The sequence below is a fragment of the Streptomyces sp. NBC_01092 genome, from assembly GCF_045039535.1.
Classification (GTDB): domain Bacteria; phylum Actinomycetota; class Actinomycetes; order Streptomycetales; family Streptomycetaceae; genus Streptomyces.
Window position 1 is genome coordinate 4378646 of sequence record NZ_CP108659.1, and the last position, 15529, is coordinate 4394174.

At 68.0% G+C, this 15529-nt stretch carries 9 protein-coding genes and 2 rRNA genes; 5 read left to right on the plus strand and 6 right to left on the minus strand.

Features of this window, described 5'->3' with window-relative positions; all coding sequences use genetic code 11:
- Positions 1 to 211: 211 nt before the first annotated feature.
- The 4 genes from OG254_RS19655 to mtnA form a co-directional block, all read right to left on the minus strand.
- A complete protein-coding gene (locus tag OG254_RS19655) occupies positions 212 to 2050 on the minus strand; it encodes an LpqB family beta-propeller domain-containing protein (RefSeq protein ID WP_405595080.1) in 1839 nt (612 codons plus the stop codon).
- Positions 2040 to 4118, minus strand: coding sequence for an MtrAB system histidine kinase MtrB (gene mtrB / locus OG254_RS19660; protein WP_405583476.1), 2079 nt, complete (start codon positions 4116 to 4118; stop codon positions 2040 to 2042). The genes OG254_RS19655 and mtrB overlap by 11 nt, the downstream gene beginning before the upstream one ends.
- Position 4119: 1 nt before the next feature.
- On the minus strand, positions 4120 to 4809 hold the full coding sequence (gene mtrA / locus OG254_RS19665) for a two-component system response regulator MtrA (protein WP_015659998.1): 690 nt from the start codon (positions 4807 to 4809) through the stop codon (positions 4120 to 4122).
- A 156-nt stretch (positions 4810 to 4965) separates the two neighbouring features.
- Entirely contained in the window at positions 4966 to 6120 is a 1155-nt protein-coding gene (mtnA, locus tag OG254_RS19670) for an S-methyl-5-thioribose-1-phosphate isomerase (RefSeq protein WP_405583479.1), read from the minus strand.
- A 140-nt stretch (positions 6121 to 6260) separates the two neighbouring features.
- Here mtnA and OG254_RS19675 point away from each other — a divergent pair, with 140 nt between their 5' ends.
- From OG254_RS19675 to OG254_RS19695, 5 genes are read left to right on the plus strand one after another with little or no spacing between them, the layout of a single operon-like run.
- Positions 6261 to 7589, plus strand: a complete 1329-nt coding sequence (locus OG254_RS19675; RefSeq protein WP_405583481.1) for a hypothetical protein — start codon at positions 6261 to 6263, stop codon at positions 7587 to 7589.
- Between the two features lie 4 nt (positions 7590 to 7593).
- Positions 7594 to 8403 carry a DUF4129 domain-containing protein gene (locus OG254_RS19680; protein WP_405583483.1) on the plus strand — a complete coding sequence of 270 codons (810 nt, stop codon included), beginning with the start codon at positions 7594 to 7596 and terminating at the stop codon, positions 8401 to 8403.
- Positions 8400 to 9608, plus strand: a complete 1209-nt coding sequence (locus OG254_RS19685; RefSeq protein WP_405583485.1) for a DUF4350 domain-containing protein — start codon at positions 8400 to 8402, stop codon at positions 9606 to 9608. Before OG254_RS19680 ends, OG254_RS19685 begins: the two co-directional genes overlap by 4 nt.
- The gene (locus OG254_RS19690) at positions 9608 to 10597 is read left to right on the plus strand and encodes an AAA family ATPase (RefSeq protein ID WP_405595082.1); all 990 of its coding nucleotides are present in this window, start codon (positions 9608 to 9610) and stop codon (positions 10595 to 10597) included. The genes OG254_RS19685 and OG254_RS19690 overlap by 1 nt, the downstream gene beginning before the upstream one ends.
- Positions 10597 to 11907, plus strand: coding sequence for a DUF58 domain-containing protein (locus OG254_RS19695; protein WP_405583487.1), 1311 nt, complete (start codon positions 10597 to 10599; stop codon positions 11905 to 11907). Before OG254_RS19690 ends, OG254_RS19695 begins: the two co-directional genes overlap by 1 nt.
- Before the next feature lie 100 nt (positions 11908 to 12007).
- Here the strand turns inward: OG254_RS19695 and rrf are convergent.
- Both rrf and OG254_RS19705 read right to left on the minus strand, forming a co-directional pair.
- A 5S ribosomal RNA gene (gene rrf, locus OG254_RS19700) occupies positions 12008 to 12124 on the minus strand.
- Positions 12125 to 12209: 85 nt separating this feature from the next.
- A 23S ribosomal RNA gene (locus tag OG254_RS19705) occupies positions 12210 to 15330 on the minus strand.
- Positions 15331 to 15529 lie beyond the last annotated feature (199 nt).

Here is a 15529-nt window from a genome sequence, read left to right on the forward strand (position 1 = left end):
CGACCGACCACCCCTGTGGATAACTCCCTGTGGAAAACTCCGGCCCCACTGCGCAGAGCTCTCCTACGGAATGGCACCGGCTTGCCCCCGAGATGCGGCTGCTGCCGCCGGGCAAAAGAATCGGCCGCTTTCGGCCGGAGTCCCACTCCGGCCGAAAGCGGCCGCCACGCTCACCGCCGTCGCACTTCGACGGCAGTCCTCGGACAAAACCTCACCCGGGATAAACCGGCGCGGTCCCGTCCGTCAGCACCTTCTGCCACTGGGCCCCGGACGGCAGCCGCACGATCCCGTCCTCCGAGTAGCCGACCAGCGGCAGCCGTGCGTCCTCGGACGCGGTGATCTCCTTCACCCCGCTGAGGGCTGCGGGCGCCGGTCCCTCCGGGGTGGATCCGTCGACCTGCACGTACCGCATGGTCTGCACGCCGCCCTTCTCCCGCCCGACCACGACGAGCCGGCTGTCACCGGCCCAGGACATGGCCGAGACCTCCTCCAACGCAGGCGTCGCGGACCGCAGTTCGCGCACCGAGACGGCCGAATGATCGCCCGCCTTCGCGTCGTCGCTCCGCTCGATCCGCCCGATCAGCAGCGACGACTTCTCACCCTGCTTCACCACGAGCGCGATCCGTACGCCGTCGGCGGCCACCCGCACGGACTCGATCCGTCCCTCCAGCCCAGGCGGCATGTTCACGGCCAGCGGGTCGCCCACGCCCTCCTTCAGCAGGAGCAGCCGGGGGTTGTCGGGATCCCGGTCGGCGACCCACAGATCACCCTGTGCGTCCCAGCTGGGCGCCGAGAGTCGCTCCTCCGGCGTCCGGCCCGCGCTGGTCAGCTCGGGCTCGCCGAGCGGGCCGTCCGGCACCAGTGCCCCGACGTAGAGGTTCTTGCCGTCAAGGCCGACGCCGGCCGCCATGTCCTCGTCACGCGACACCGCCACCGACTTCAGCTCCGCGTCGCCGTCGCCCAGCGCACCCGGCACGGGGTCGGGCTTCGTACCGTTGTACGCGGCGGCCAGCCTGACGAGCCGGTGTTCGGCGTCGAGGAAGTACAGATAGTCGGCGCGCTCCATCGACCCGCGCATGGCGACGGCCTCCGCGTCTTCCTCGGTCAGCGAGCACAGCTGCCGGCCGGCCGCCCGCAGCACGACCTCGTCCACGGTGGGCGTGAGGTTCTGCAGGGTGAACAGCAGCTGGGCCGCCATCTCCTTGCACTTGGTCAGCCCGACGCGTGCGGCCTTGTCGTTCAGGGGCACGGTCAGCCGGTTCTGGTCGTCGGTCGTCAGCGTCGTGACGTCCTTCAGCGCCGTACCGGTCGGAAAACTCGACCTGGCCACCGGATCGAGCCAGCTCGTGGGCCCCTTGAGCAGGGAGCGCACCGTCTGGGTCATGGGATCGACGTTCCGGCGCACGAAGACCGGATCGGCGACGGCCGCCGTGTGCGGGGACGTCCCGAGCGTGGTGTTCGTGGCGAAGTAGTACTTGTCGACGGACATGTAGTTGCGCTGGAAGTCCGTCCTGCCCATGACGACACCGCGCGGCGGCACGTCGATACGCCACTGCTTGGTCTTCTTGTCCCGCGTGAGGTGCATCGCCTCGCTGTAGTCCCCGCCGGCGGGCGCGTACGACTGCTGCGCGTCGACCGTGGCGACCTTGGCGCCGGTCAGCCGGTACGAGAGGTTCTCGGTCTCCTCCCGGCCGCCCACACGGTCGACGTCGGCGGCCGGTCCGTCGGCGAGCACCGTCGTGGACAGCAGGGGCCGCCAATTGTCCGACGCTTCTTTCGTCAGGTACTTGCGCGCGATCTCGTAGTCGGGATCGTCGCTGGTCAGCGCCTCCAGGAAGCCCGAAACGATCTCCGAGGACGAAGCGTCCTCGTGCGGCGGCATGGCGAAGACCCGCACCTGCGTGTCCTGGCGCGGCGTGGACTCCACGCCCCTCAGATCGCCGCTGTCGGGCATCGAGGCACACCCCGCCAGCAGTACGGCGCCACAGGCGACGTACGCCACCGCGCGCCCCGGCGTGCGCCGGGCGCCCCCCTCGCGGTCAGCGCCCACGAGATGCCTCCCCATGCTTGCTCGACTCCTCGCTGTGCCCTGCTTGCTCGCTCGGCGGCCCTTCCGCCTCGGGTTCGTCGTCCTGGCGCCGCGCGCCCGACGTCGGCCGCGGAACCACACGCGCGCCGTTGCCGGGCAGCGCCGTCGGATCGGCCTTGGGGACCGGGGAGGCTCCCGGGCGGGGCCCGATCGGGTCCCTCGACGGCATCGTGGACGCCTGGTCACCGTTGTGCTGCGCGGGCACTGTCGCGGCCTTGTCGGAGCCGCCGCGCGGCAGACCGGCGTCATTGAGTCCACGGTTGCGCCGCGAGTCCTTGGGCTCCAGGGGTATCGGCGAGCCCCGCAGCGGCTCGTCCGCCGTCCGCGGCAGCGTCAGCCGGAACTGCGAACCGCCACCCGGCTCACCCCACGCCTGGAGCCAGCCGCCGTGCAGGCGCGCGTCCTCCAGCGCGATGGACAGCCCCAGACCCGTACCGCCCGTCGTACGCGCGCGTGCCGGGTCGGCCCGCCAGAAGCGGCTGAAGACGCGTGTCGCCTCGCCGGGCTTGAGCCCGACGCCGTAGTCGCGCACGGCGACCGCGACCGCCCCGCCCGCCGACGCGAGCTTGACGACGACGTCCTTGCCCTCGCCGTGCTCGACGGCGTTCACGACGAGATTGCGCAGCACGCGCTCGACGCGCCGGGCGTCGGCCTCGGCCACGATGGGCTGCTGGTCGCCGACGACGCGTATCTGCGTGCCCTTGCGCTCGGCGAGCGGCTCGGCCCCGCTGACGACGCGCCGTACGACTTCCCTGAGGTCGATCGGCTCGGCCTCCAGCGCCGCCGCTCCCGCGTCGAAGCGGCTGATCTCCAGCAGATCGGCGAGCAGCGACTCGAACCGGTCCAACTGGTCGGCCAACAGCTCGGCCGACCGCGCGGTCACCGGGTCGAAGTCCTCCCGCGCCTCATGGATGACGTCGGCCGCCATGCGTACGGTCGTCAGCGGCGTCCGCAGCTCGTGCGACACGTCGGACACGAACCGCCGCTGCATCCGTGACAGGTCCTCCAGCTGCTGGATCTTCAGCTGAAGGTTCTGCGCCATCTTGTTGAAGGCCTCGCCGAGCCGCGCGATGTCGTCCTCGCCGGTGACCTTCATCCGTTCCTGCAGCCGCCCGGCCGACAGCCGCTCGGCGATCCCGGCCGCCATCCGCACGGGCGTGACGACCTGGCGCACCACGAGCCAGGCGATGGCCCCGAGCAGTACGACGACGAAGAGCCCGGCCGTGGCAAGCGTCCCCTTGACCAGGCTCAGCGACTTCTCCTCCTGGGTGAGCGGGAAGAGGTAGTAGAGCTGGTACGGGTCGCCGTTGGGGTCGTTGACCTGCTTGCCGATGACCAGAGCCGGCTGGGACTCCTTGTCGGCGGTGGGGTTGTAGATGATGCGGGTGTAGCTCTGGAACGCTCCTGTACTGCTGTCGATCCGCTCACGCAGGTCCTCGGGCACGCTGCCCGTCGGATTGACGTCACCGGAGGCTCGCGGCCCGCGCCCACCGGTGTCTCCGCCCGCGGAGGCCGGCAGGGTCACGACGTCGAAGGCGCCCTGGCCGCCACTGGAGAGCGAGGAGACGAGGTCGCTCATCCACTGGATGACGTTCTGCTCGGAGCGCTCGCCCGCAGCCGCGCCGTCGTCGACGGTGCCGGCCGCGGCCTCGTCGGCGCTCTTCTTGGCCGCCGCGAACCCACCCGTGGCCTGGCTCTGAGAGGCCTTCACCTTGGCGTCCAGCAGGCCGTTGCGCACCTGCCCGATGACGACGAAGCCCAGCAGCAGGACGACGCCGAGCGACATCAGCAGCGTAGTGACGACGACCTTGAGCTGGATGTTGCGCCGCCACAGCCGCATGACGGGCAGCAACGGCCGACGCATCCAGCGCAGCACGAGACGCAGGACCGGGCTGCCCTGGACTCCGCCCTGAAGCAGCCCACCCTCGAGAAACCGTCCCCAGCGGGAGCCCGCCGACTTCCGGCCGACAGGCCGCTCCGGACGGGCCCCGGTCTGTCCGGGGGCCGCAGCGGCACTGTCCCCGGACATGTCAGCTCGGCCCTGCCTTGTAGCCGACACCACGGACGGTCACCACGATCTCCGGCCGCTCCGGGTCCTTCTCGACCTTGGAGCGCAGCCGCTGCACATGCACGTTGACCAGCCGGGTGTCCGCCGCGTGCCGGTAGCCCCACACCTGCTCGAGGAGCACCTCACGCGTGAACACCTGCCACGGCTTACGGGCCAGCGCGACCAGCAGGTCGAACTCCAGCGGCGTCAGCGCGATCGACTGCCCGTCCCGCTTCACGGAGTGCCCGGCCACGTCGATGACCAGGTCGCCGATGGCGAGCTGCTCCGGCGCAGGCTCCTCCGACCTCCTGAGCCGCGCCCGGATCCGGGCGACCAGCTCCTTCGGCTTGAACGGCTTCACGATGTAGTCGTCGGCGCCGGACTCCAGGCCCACGACGACATCGACGGTGTCGCTCTTGGCCGTGAGCATCACGATCGGCACCCCGGACTCCGCCCTGATCAGACGGCACACCTCGATCCCGTCCCGCCCGGGGAGCATCAGATCGAGCAGCACCAGATCAGGCTTGGTCTCCCGGAATGCGGCCAGCGCCTTGTCGCCGTCAGCTACGAAAGACGGCTCAAAACCTTCACCACGCAGCACAATGCCGAGCATCTCGGCCAGTGCGGTGTCGTCGTCGACGACAAGGACTCGTCCCTTCATAAACGACATCATCCCATTCTCATAACAGTGGCGAAGGCAGTGGTGAGATAGGTCACCGGCCAGTGACCTTAGTCGTAGGTGGTCGCCACTGTCTGCCCTTGCCCCGACCACAGGGCGTGACCTTTGGGCAGGTCTGCCCCACTCTGCCCGCCCGACCGGTTCCCGCCTCTACTTCACAACGTCTGTCACCTGCTGCGACCGGGCACACAGCTCGGCCAGCGCCTCGGCCGTCACCGGCGACACCACTCCCTCCTCGGTGACGATCGCGGTCACCAACTCGGGCGGCGTCACGTCAAACGCCGGGTTGTACGCCTGCGTCCCCAGCGGCGCCACCGGAATCCCGCCTCCCGGCTCCCCGCCCGCCACCGGCGCCTGAGGCGCGGCGATCTCGGTCACCTCGAACCCGGGGCGCTGCTCGACCTCGATGGACGCCCCGTCCGACGTGTCCGGATCCACCGTCGTCAGCGGCGCCACCACGATGAACGGAACATGGTGATAGCGCGCGAGCACCGCGAGCGGATAGCTCCCCACCTTGTTCGCGACCGAGCCGTCCGCCGCGATGCGGTCCGCCCCGATCAGCACCGCGTCCACCTCTCCGGAGGCGAACAGCGAGCCCGCCGCGTTGTCCGTGAGCAGGGTGTACGCCATCCCGTTGCGCGCCGCCTCGTACGCCGTCAGACGCGCCCCCTGCAACAACGGACGCGTCTCGTCCACCCACAGCCTCCTGAGCTGCCCGACCCGATGAGCCGCGAGCGCCACCGCGAACGCCGTGCCCTCCCCACCCGACACCAGCGCTCCGGTGTTGCAATGCGTGAGGATGCGGTGCCCACCGCCGGGCAACAGCTCGTCCAGCAGCGCCAGCCCCCACTCAGCCATCCGCGCGCTGGCCTCGGCGTCCTCCTTGTGCAGCTCCCTCGCCGCACTCAGCGCCGCAGCGGCTGCCTGCTCGACGTCCCCACTGCCGACGAGCTCGGCCCGGTACGCGGCCTGGGCCCGACGCACACCGACGGCAAGGTTCACCGCGGTGGGCCGGGCGCCCGCCAGCGACTCCGCGGCGGCGTCCACGTCGTAGCCCCGCGCGGCGGCGAGCGCGACGCCGTACGCCCCGGCGATCCCGAGCAGCGGCGCCCCGCGCACGGCGAGCGACCGGATCGCCTCCACCAGCGCGGACGCGTCCGTACAGACCAGCTCGACCTCCTCGGCCGGCAGCCTCGTCTGGTCGAGAAGGACCAGTACGGGACCTTCGGGTGGTTCGTCCCATCGGATCGCCGGAATCTCGATCGGCCTGCTGTCCTCGCCGGATTGCGCGTGCTGATCAGCCATGTGGCCAGTCTGCCCCTTGTACGGCGGACAATTGAAGGTGCGCAGCCCATACCGCGGCCGGGACCCATCCGACCACCCCATGGCACGATGGCTGCCAACCTGCCACCGCGCCCGCGGACGGGCATCGTGAAGGAGCGACGATGAAAGACACTCCGGGCTGGGCCTCGCCCGGATCCGCCCCGTCCGACGGACAGGAACCCGGCGCGACCGGCCCTGCCGAGCCCGAAGACCGCCCCGACCCCGCGCAGCAGCCCGGAGCGGAGCCGCAGGGCCCCGGCCCGAAGTGGTCCAAGGAGCAGCCGCCACCCGCCCAGTGGTCCGCCCCGACCGGTGCTCCGGCGCCCGGCCAGACCCCACCGCCCCCACCGCCCGGCCCTGGCTGGGGCGCCCCTCCCGCCGGGCCCGGCGGTTACGGCGGCGGCCACCCCGGGGGCTACGGTCCCCCGGGCGGACACGGCGCTTGGGGAGGCGGCTGGGGCGGACCTCCGCCCGCGGCCAAGCCCGGCGTGATCCCGCTGCGCCCGCTCGGCGTCGGCGAGATCCTCGACGGCGCGGTCTCCACCATGCGCACCTACTGGCGCACGGTCCTCGGCATCTCCCTGACCGTCGCGATCGTGACGGAGATCCTCGTCATCCTCGTCCAGGGCTTCGTCCTCAACGACCGCACCAGCACCGAGGCCCTCAACGACCCGAGCGCCAGCCTCGACGAGCTGTCCCGCGCCATGGGCGACGCCATGCTGAACTCCAGCGTGATCTTCCTGATCTCGATGATCGGAGCGATCGTGGCGACCGCCCTGCTGACGACGGTCACCAGCCGCGCGGTGCTGGGCAAGTCCGTGACCACCGGCGAGGCCTGGCGCGACGCCCGCCCTCAAGTGGCGCGCCTCTTCGGCCTGCTCTTCCTGCTGCTGCTCATGACCTTCGGCGTGGTCTTCGTGGGTGCCCTGCCCGGCATCCTCGTGGCCGCCGCCGGCTCCGGTGACGCGGGCGTGGCACTCACCATCCTGGGCGTCATCGGCGGCTTCATCGTCGCGCTGTGGCTGTGGTTCCGCTTCTCCCTCGCCTCCCCCGCGTTGATGCTGGAGAAGCAGGGCATCGTCAAGTCGCTGAGCCGTTCCGCCAAGCTGGTCCGCGGCTCCTGGTGGCGGGTCTTCGGCATCCAGCTGCTGGCCACGATCATCGCGAACATCGTCGCGGCGATCGTCGTCATCCCCTTCACCTTCCTCGCCGCCGCGCTCAGCGGCGACGCCGGCGCCAACATCCTCGAAGGCACCACCGACCTCGGCTGGACGTTCCTCATCGTCAGCGGCGTCGGCTCGGTGATCGGCTCCATGATCACCTTCCCGATCACGGCCGGCGTCACCGTCCTGCTCTACATCGACCAGCGCATCCGCCGCGAGGCCCTCGACCTCGAACTGGCCCGCGCAGCCGGCGTCCAGGGCTACGGCACCGACACTCCGGGGAGCTGAACGGGTGAGCTTCGCGGGGGGAGTTCTCACAGCGGCGTCAGCGTTGCCGGAAACGGCCGTTCGCACGTTGCTCGGCGTAAGTGACACATCGGTCCGTGCACTGTCGCGCTCGGCCGACACGTCCGTGCTGTCGCTGCTGGCGCGCTCGGACGACGAGCCACCGCTGACGATCCCTCGCGACCCCGCACGGGAAGCGGCCCGGCGCGAGCTGTCCAAGGGCATGTACCACGAGAACGAACCCAGTTGGTTCCAGCGCACCCTGGACGCCTTCTGGGACTGGGTCGAGGACCTGTTCAGCAGCGCCTCGACCGTGACGCCCGGAGGACCGCTCGGCCTGGTCGTCGTCATCCTGGTCATCGTCGCGGTCCTCGGCGCCCTGTGGTGGCGCCTGGGCACCCCACGCCGCCAACCCACCTCCTCCGCCGCCCTGTTCGACGACCGCCCCCGCAGCGCCGCAGAACACCGCGCCGCCGCCGAGGCACACGCCGCCCAGGGCCACTGGAACCAGGCCGTCCAGGAACGCATGCGCGCCATCGTCCGCTCCCTGGAGGAACGCGCACTCCTCGACGTCCGCCCCGGCCGCACCGCGGACGAGGCCGCCGCCGACGCGGGCCGCTCACTGCCCGCCCACTCGGACCGACTGCGCGCCGCCGCCCGGGACTTCGACGACGTGACATACGGCGGCCGGACGGCAACCCAGCAGGCGTACGAACGCTTGGCTGAACTCGACCGCGACCTGAAGAACACCAAGCCCCAACTCGCGAGCAGCGCCCCCAGCACGACGCACAACGCCCGCCAGGGAGCCGCCGAATGACCACCGAGGCCACGCTCCCCTCGACCTCGACCTCGGCTTCGCCCACCACACGCCAGGTATGGACCCGCGCGCGAGGCATCGCCCTCGCCGTCGTACTTCTGCTGGCGGCGGCCGTCGTCATCGCCACGATCCGCTCGGACGCCCGGCACGGCGCCCTCGACCCACGCTCCGCCGACCCCAAGGGCAGCCGGGCCGTCGCCGAACTCCTCGCCGACCGCGGCGTGGACACGCGCGTGGTCACCACCCTGGACGAGGCACGCGACGCGTACGCCGCGGAAACGACCCTCCTGGTCGCCGCCCCCGACCTGCTGACCCACCGTCAACAGTCCTGGCTGCGCTCGGCCATCGCCGGCTCCGGCGGTCGCACGGTCTTCGTCGCCCCCGGCAGCTCGTCCGTCGAACGACTCGTCCCCGGAGTCACCGCGGACCCCGCCACCAGCCTCGACTCGGAGCTCGCCCCCGACTGCGCCCTGCCCGCCGCCCAGCGCGCCGGCTCCGCCGACCTGGGCGGCATCCGCTACACCACGACCCACCTCAACGCCGACGAGTGCTACCCCAGCGAGCGCCTGGCCACCCTCCTGCGCGTCCCCGACACCACCGGGAACGGCGACACGGTCGTCCTCGGCGCACCCGACATCCTCTACAACGAACGCCTCGACGAGCAGGGCAACGCCTCCCTCGCCCTCCAACTCCTCGGCTCCCGCCCCCATTTGGTCTGGTACCTCCCCTCACTCTCCGACACGTCGGCCGCCGACGAAGACGGCGAACGCAGCTTCCTCGACCTGCTCCCCTCGGGCTGGCTCTGGGGCACACTCCAGCTCTTCATCGCCGCAGCCCTGGCCGCCCTCTGGCGGGCACGCCGACTCGGCCCCCTGGTGCCCGAGAAACTCCCCGTCGCGATCCGCGCCTCCGAAACCGTTGAAGGCCGCGCCCGCCTCTACCGCAAGGCGAACGCCCGCGACCGCGCGGCCGCCGCTCTTCGCTCCACCACCCGCACGCGCCTCGCCCCCCTCGTAGGTGTCCCCGTCTCCCAGGCGCACGCGCCCGAGGCCCTGCTCCCCGCGCTGTCCGCCCACCTCCACAACCACGGAGACGGTCAGTCCCTGCACACTCTCCTCTTCGGCCCGCCGCCCGGCGACGACGCGGCACTCATCTCCCTCGCCGACCAACTCGACGCCCTCGAAAGAGAGGTACGCCGTCCATGATGGACCCGACCACTGACAACGCCGGGAACACCGGGGACCCGGGCACCGCCCGCGCATCCCTGGAGGCCCTGCGCGCCGAGATCGCCAAAGCCGTGGTCGGCCAGGACCCCGCCGTGACCGGCCTCGTCGTCGCCCTCCTCTGCCGCGGACACGTACTACTAGAAGGAGTCCCCGGGGTCGCCAAAACGTTGCTCGTCCGCGCGCTCGCATCCGCACTCGAACTCGACACCAAGCGCGTCCAGTTCACCCCCGACCTCATGCCGAGCGACGTGACGGGCTCCCTCGTCTACGACACCCGCACCGCCGAGTTCTCCTTCCAGCCCGGCCCGGTCTTCACCAACCTCCTCCTCGCGGACGAGATCAACCGCACCCCGCCGAAGACCCAGTCGTCCCTCCTGGAAGCCATGGAGGAACGCCAGGTCACGGTCGACGGCACACCCCGCCTGCTTCCCGACCCGTTCCTGGTCGCCGCGACCCAGAACCCGGTGGAGTACGAGGGCACCTACCCCCTCCCCGAAGCCCAGCTGGACCGTTTCCTCCTCAAACTCACGATCCCCCTCCCCTCCCGCCAGGACGAGATCAGCGTCCTCACCCGCCACGCCGAGGGCTTCAACCCACGCGACCTGCGCGCCGCCGGCGTACGCCCCGTGGCAGGCCCGGCAGACCTCGAGGCCGCACGCGCGGCCGTGGCCAAGACGACGGTCTCCCCCGAGATCACGGGCTACGTCGTCGACATCTGCCGAGCCACCCGCGAGTCGCCCTCACTCACCCTGGGCGTCTCCCCACGCGGCGCCACGGCCCTTCTCGCCACCGCCCGCGCCTGGGCCTGGCTGACCGGCCGCGACTACGTCATCCCCGACGACGTGAAAGCCCTTGCCCTGCCCACCCTCCGCCACCGCGTACAGCTCCGCCCGGAGGCCGAGATGGAAGGCGTCACCGCGGACTCCGTGATCAACGCGATCCTCGCCCACGTCCCCGTCCCCCGCTGATGGCACTCACCGGACGCGCCGCCCTACTAGCGGCCCTGGGCTCCCTCCCCGTAGGCATCTGGGACCCCAGCTGGACAGGCATCCTCGCGGTCAACGCCCCCTTGCTCGCGGCATGCGCCTGCGACTTCGCCCTGGCGGCACCCGTACGACAACTGCGCCTGACCCGCTCCGGCGACACGTCCGCACGCCTGGGCGAAACGGCCGACGTCACCCTCACAATCACCAACCCGTCCGGCCGCCCTCTCCGCGCCCATCTCCGCGACGCCTGGCCCCCCAGCAGCTGGCAGCCCGGCACGGAAATGGCGGCATCCCGCCAACGGGTGAACATCCCCGCAGGCGAACGCCGCCGCATCACCACCCGTCTACGCCCCACCCGCAGAGGCGACCGCCAGGCCGACCGCGTCACGATCCGCTCATACGGCCCCCTGGGCCTCTTCTCCCGCCAGGGCACCCACAAGGTCCCCTGGACGGTCCGCGTCCTCCCCCCGTTCACAAGCCGCAAGCACCTGCCGTCCAAGCTGGCCCGCCTGCGCGAACTCGACGGCCGCACCAGCGTTCTCACCCGCGGCGAGGGCACAGAATTCGACAGCCTGCGTGAGTACGTCCCCGGCGACGACACCCGCTCCATCGACTGGCGCGCTACGGCGCGACAGACCACGGTCGCAGTACGCACCTGGCGCCCCGAACGCGATCGCCACATCCTCCTGGTCCTGGACACCGGCCGCACCTCAGCAGGACGAGTCGGCGACGCCCCACGCCTCGACGCCTCGATGGACGCGGCCCTTCTCCTGGCCGCCCTCGCCTCCCGAGCCGGCGACCGCGTGGACCTCCTCGCCTACGACCGCCGAGTACGCGCCCTCGTCCAGGGCCGCACAGCGGGCGACGTTCTCCCTTCCCTGGTCAACGCGATGGCCACCCTCGAACCCGAGCTGATCGAAACGGACGCCCGAGGCCTTACGGCCACAGCTCTCCGTACGGCACCCCGCCACTCCCTGATCGTGCTGCTCACCACCCTCGACGCGGCGCCGATCGAGGAAGGCCTGCTCCCCGTCCTCTCCCAGCTCACCCAACGCGCCACAGTTCTGCTCGCATCGGTAGCGGACCCCCACATCGCCCGCATGGCAACGGCACGCGGAGACACGGACTCGGTCTACGAGGCCGCAGCCGCCGCCCAAGCCCAAAACGAACGCCACCGCACAGCGGACCAACTCCGCCGCCGCGGCGTCACGGTCGTCGACGCAACGCCGGAAGAACTCGCGCCGGCCCTGGCAGACGCATATCTGGCCCTCAAGACAACGGGGCGCCTGTAATTGGACCGCATTGCAATGGCCCTCCGCGGGAAGGGCTCATTGCGCGGCGCTTAAACGCAGAAAGGCCCACGCCATATGGCGTGGGCCTTTCCCAAAATTTGTTCGGCGGCGTCCTACTCTCCCACAGGGTCCCCCCTGCAGTACCATCGGCGCTGTAAGGCTTAGCTTCCGGGTTCGGAATGTAACCGGGCGTTTCCCTCACGCTATAACCACCGAAACACTATGAAACTGTGACCGGAAACCCCCAACCTGGGGGGACGTCGGTCGTTGCTTCAGAACCAACACAGTGGACGCGAGCCTCTATGGACAAGCCCTCGGCCTATTAGTACCGGTCACCTCCACACGTTACCGTGCTTCCAGATCCGGCCTATCAACCCAGTCGTCTACTGGGAGCCTTACCCCATCTAGTGGGTGGGAATACTCATCTCGAAGCAGGCTTCCCGCTTAGATGCTTTCAGCGGTTATCCCTCCCGAACGTAGCCAACCAGCCATGCCCTTGGCAGAACAACTGGCACACCAGAGGTTCGTCCGTCCCGGTCCTCTCGTACTAGGGACAGCCCTTCTCAATATTCCTGCGCGCGCAGCGGATAGGGACCGAACTGTCTCACGACGTTCTAAACCCAGCTCGCGTACCGCTTTAATGGGCGAACAGCCCAACCCTTGGGACCGACTCCAGCCCCAGGATGCGACGAGCCGACATCGAGGTGCCAAACCATCCCGTCGATATGGACTCTTGGGGAAGATCAGCCTGTTATCCCCGGGGTACCTTTTATCCGTTGAGCGACGGCGCTTCCACAAGCCACCGCCGGATCACTAGTCCCGACTTTCGTCCCTGCTCGACCCGTCGGTCTCACAGTCAAGCTCCCTTGTGCACTTACACTCAACACCTGATTGCCAACCAGGCTGAGGGAACCTTTGGGCGCCTCCGTTACTCTTTAGGAGGCAACCGCCCCAGTTAAACTACCCATCAGACACTGTCCCTGATCCGGATCACGGACCCAGGTTAGACATCCAGCACGACCAGACTGGTATTTCAACGACGACTCCCCCTGAACTGGCGTCCAGAGTTCACAGTCTCCCAGCTATCCTACACAAGCCGAACCGAACACCAATATCAAACTGTAGTAAAGGTCCCGGGGTCTTTCCGTCCTGCTGCGCGAAACGAGCATCTTTACTCGTAGTGCAATTTCACCGGGCCTATGGTTGAGACAGTCGAGAAGTCGTTACGCCATTCGTGCAGGTCGGAACTTACCCGACAAGGAATTTCGCTACCTTAGGATGGTTATAGTTACCACCGCCGTTTACTGGCGCTTAAGTTCTCAGCTTCGCCATGACGAATCATGACTAACCGGTCCCCTTAACGTTCCAGCACCGGGCAGGCGTCAGTCCGTATACATCGCCTTACGGCTTCGCACGGACCTGTGTTTTTAGTAAACAGTCGCTTCTCGCTGGTCTCTGCGGCCACCCCCAGCTCACCGAGTAAATCGGATCACCGGACATGGCCCCCCTTCTCCCGAAGTTACGGGGGCATTTTGCCGAGTTCCTTAACCATAGTTCACCCGAACGCCTCGGTATTCTCTACCTGACCACCTGAGTCGGTTTAGGGTACGGGCCGCCATGAAACTCGCTAGAGGCTTTTCTCGACAGCATAGGATCATCCACTTCACCACAATCGGCTCGGCATCAGGTCTCAGCCTCATGTGCGACGGATTTACCTATCGCACGGCCTACACCCTTACCCCGGGACAACCACCGCCCGGGCTGGACTACCTTCCTGCGTCACCCCATCACTCACCTACTACAGGTCTGGTCCGTCGGCTCCACCACTCCCCTTTGCCCGAAGGCTCCAGGGCGGCTTCACGGACTTAGCATCGCCTGGTTCAATGTTTGACGCTTCACAGCGGGTACCGGAATATCAACCGGTTATCCATCGACTACGCCTGTCGGCCTCGCCTTAGGTCCCGACTTACCCTGGGCAGATCAGCTTGACCCAGGAACCCTTAGTCAATCGGCGCACACGTTTCTCACGTGTGTATCGCTACTCATGCCTGCATTCTCACTCGTGAACCGTCCACAACTCGCTTCCGCGGCTGCTTCACCCGGCACACGACGCTCCCCTACCCATCACGATCCCCGTTGGGGGTATATATCGCAATGACACGACTTCGGCGGTACGCTTGAGCCCCGCTACATTGTCGGCGCGGAATCACTAGACCAGTGAGCTATTACGCACTCTTTCAAGGGTGGCTGCTTCTAAGCCAACCTCCTGGTTGTCTGTGCGACTCCACATCCTTTCCCACTTAGCGTACGCTTAGGGGCCTTAGTCGATGCTCTGGGCTGTTTCCCTCTCGACCATGGAGCTTATCCCCCACAGTCTCACTGCCGCGCTCTCACTTACCGGCATTCGGAGTTTGGCTAAGGTCAGTAACCCGGTAGGGCCCATCGCCTATCCAGTGCTCTACCTCCGGCAAGAAACACACGACGCTGCACCTAAATGCATTTCGGGGAGAACCAGCTATCACGGAGTTTGATTGGCCTTTCACCCCTAACCACAGGTCATCCCCCAGGTTTTCAACCCTGGTGGGTTCGGTCCTCCACGAAGTCTTACCTCCGCTTCAACCTGCCCATGGCTAGATCACTCCGCTTCGGGTCTTGAGCGCGCTACTATGTCGCCCTATTCGGACTCGCTTTCGCTACGGCTTCCCCACACGGGTTAACCTCGCAACACACCGCAAACTCGCAGGCTCATTCTTCAAAAGGCACGCAGTCACGAGATACGTGCAAACACGTATCCGACGCTCCCACGGCTTGTAGGCACACGGTTTCAGGTACTATTTCACTCCGCTCCCGCGGTACTTTTCACCATTCCCTCACGGTACTATCCGCTATCGGTCACCAGGGAATATTTAGGCTTAGCGGGTGGTCCCGCCAGATTCACACGGGATTTCTCGGGCCCCGTGCTACTTGGGTGTCTCTCAAACGAGCCGCTGATGTTTCGACTACGGGGGTCTTACCCTCTACGCCGGACCTTTCGCATGTCCTTCGCCTACATCAACGGTTTCTGACTCGTCTCACAGCCGGCAGACTGTGAAAGAGAGATCCCACAACCCCGCACACGCAACCCCTGCCGGGTCTCACACGTATACGGTTTGGCCTCATCCAGTTTCGCTCGCCACTACTCCCGGAATCACGGTTGTTTTCTCTTCCTGCGGGTACTGAGATGTTTCACTTCCCCGCGTTCCCTCCACTTGCCCTATGTGTTCAGGCAAGGGTGACAGCCCATGACGACTGCCGGGTTTCCCCATTCGGACACCCCCGGATCAAAGCCTGGTTGACGACTCCCCGGGGCCTATCGTGGCCTCCCACGTCCTTCATCGGTTCCTGGTGCCAAGGCATCCACCGTGCGCCCTTAAAAACTTGGCCACAGATGCTCGCGTCCACTGTGCAGTTCTCAAACAACGACCAGTCACCCATCACCCCCAACCTGAGCTGGAGTTCACTGGGACCGGCAACTGAAGGCAGCCATAACGGCCGTGCCCTCAGACACCCAACAGCGTGCCCGGCACACTCCCCGCTCCCCTCAACATTCCACGCTCCGAAGAGCAGTACTAGAAGGAGAAGA

Excerpts from the sequence above, each read along its gene's own strand:
- OG254_RS19675 (WP_405583481.1), top strand. The coding sequence starts at position 6,261 with ATGAAAGACACTCCGGGCTGGGCCTCGCCCGGATCCGCCCCGTCCGAC.
- mtnA (WP_405583479.1), bottom strand. The coding sequence starts at position 6,120 with ATGGCTGATCAGCACGCGCAATCCGGCGAGGACAGCAGGCCGATCGAG.
- OG254_RS19685 (WP_405583485.1), top strand. The coding sequence starts at position 8,400 with ATGACCACCGAGGCCACGCTCCCCTCGACCTCGACCTCGGCTTCGCCC.
- mtrA (WP_015659998.1), bottom strand. The coding sequence starts at position 4,809 with ATGATGTCGTTTATGAAGGGACGAGTCCTTGTCGTCGACGACGACACC.
- mtrB (WP_405583476.1), bottom strand. The coding sequence starts at position 4,118 with ATGTCCGGGGACAGTGCCGCTGCGGCCCCCGGACAGACCGGGGCCCGT.
- OG254_RS19695 (WP_405583487.1), top strand. The coding sequence starts at position 10,597 with ATGGCACTCACCGGACGCGCCGCCCTACTAGCGGCCCTGGGCTCCCTC.
- OG254_RS19690 (WP_405595082.1), top strand. The coding sequence starts at position 9,608 with ATGGACCCGACCACTGACAACGCCGGGAACACCGGGGACCCGGGCACC.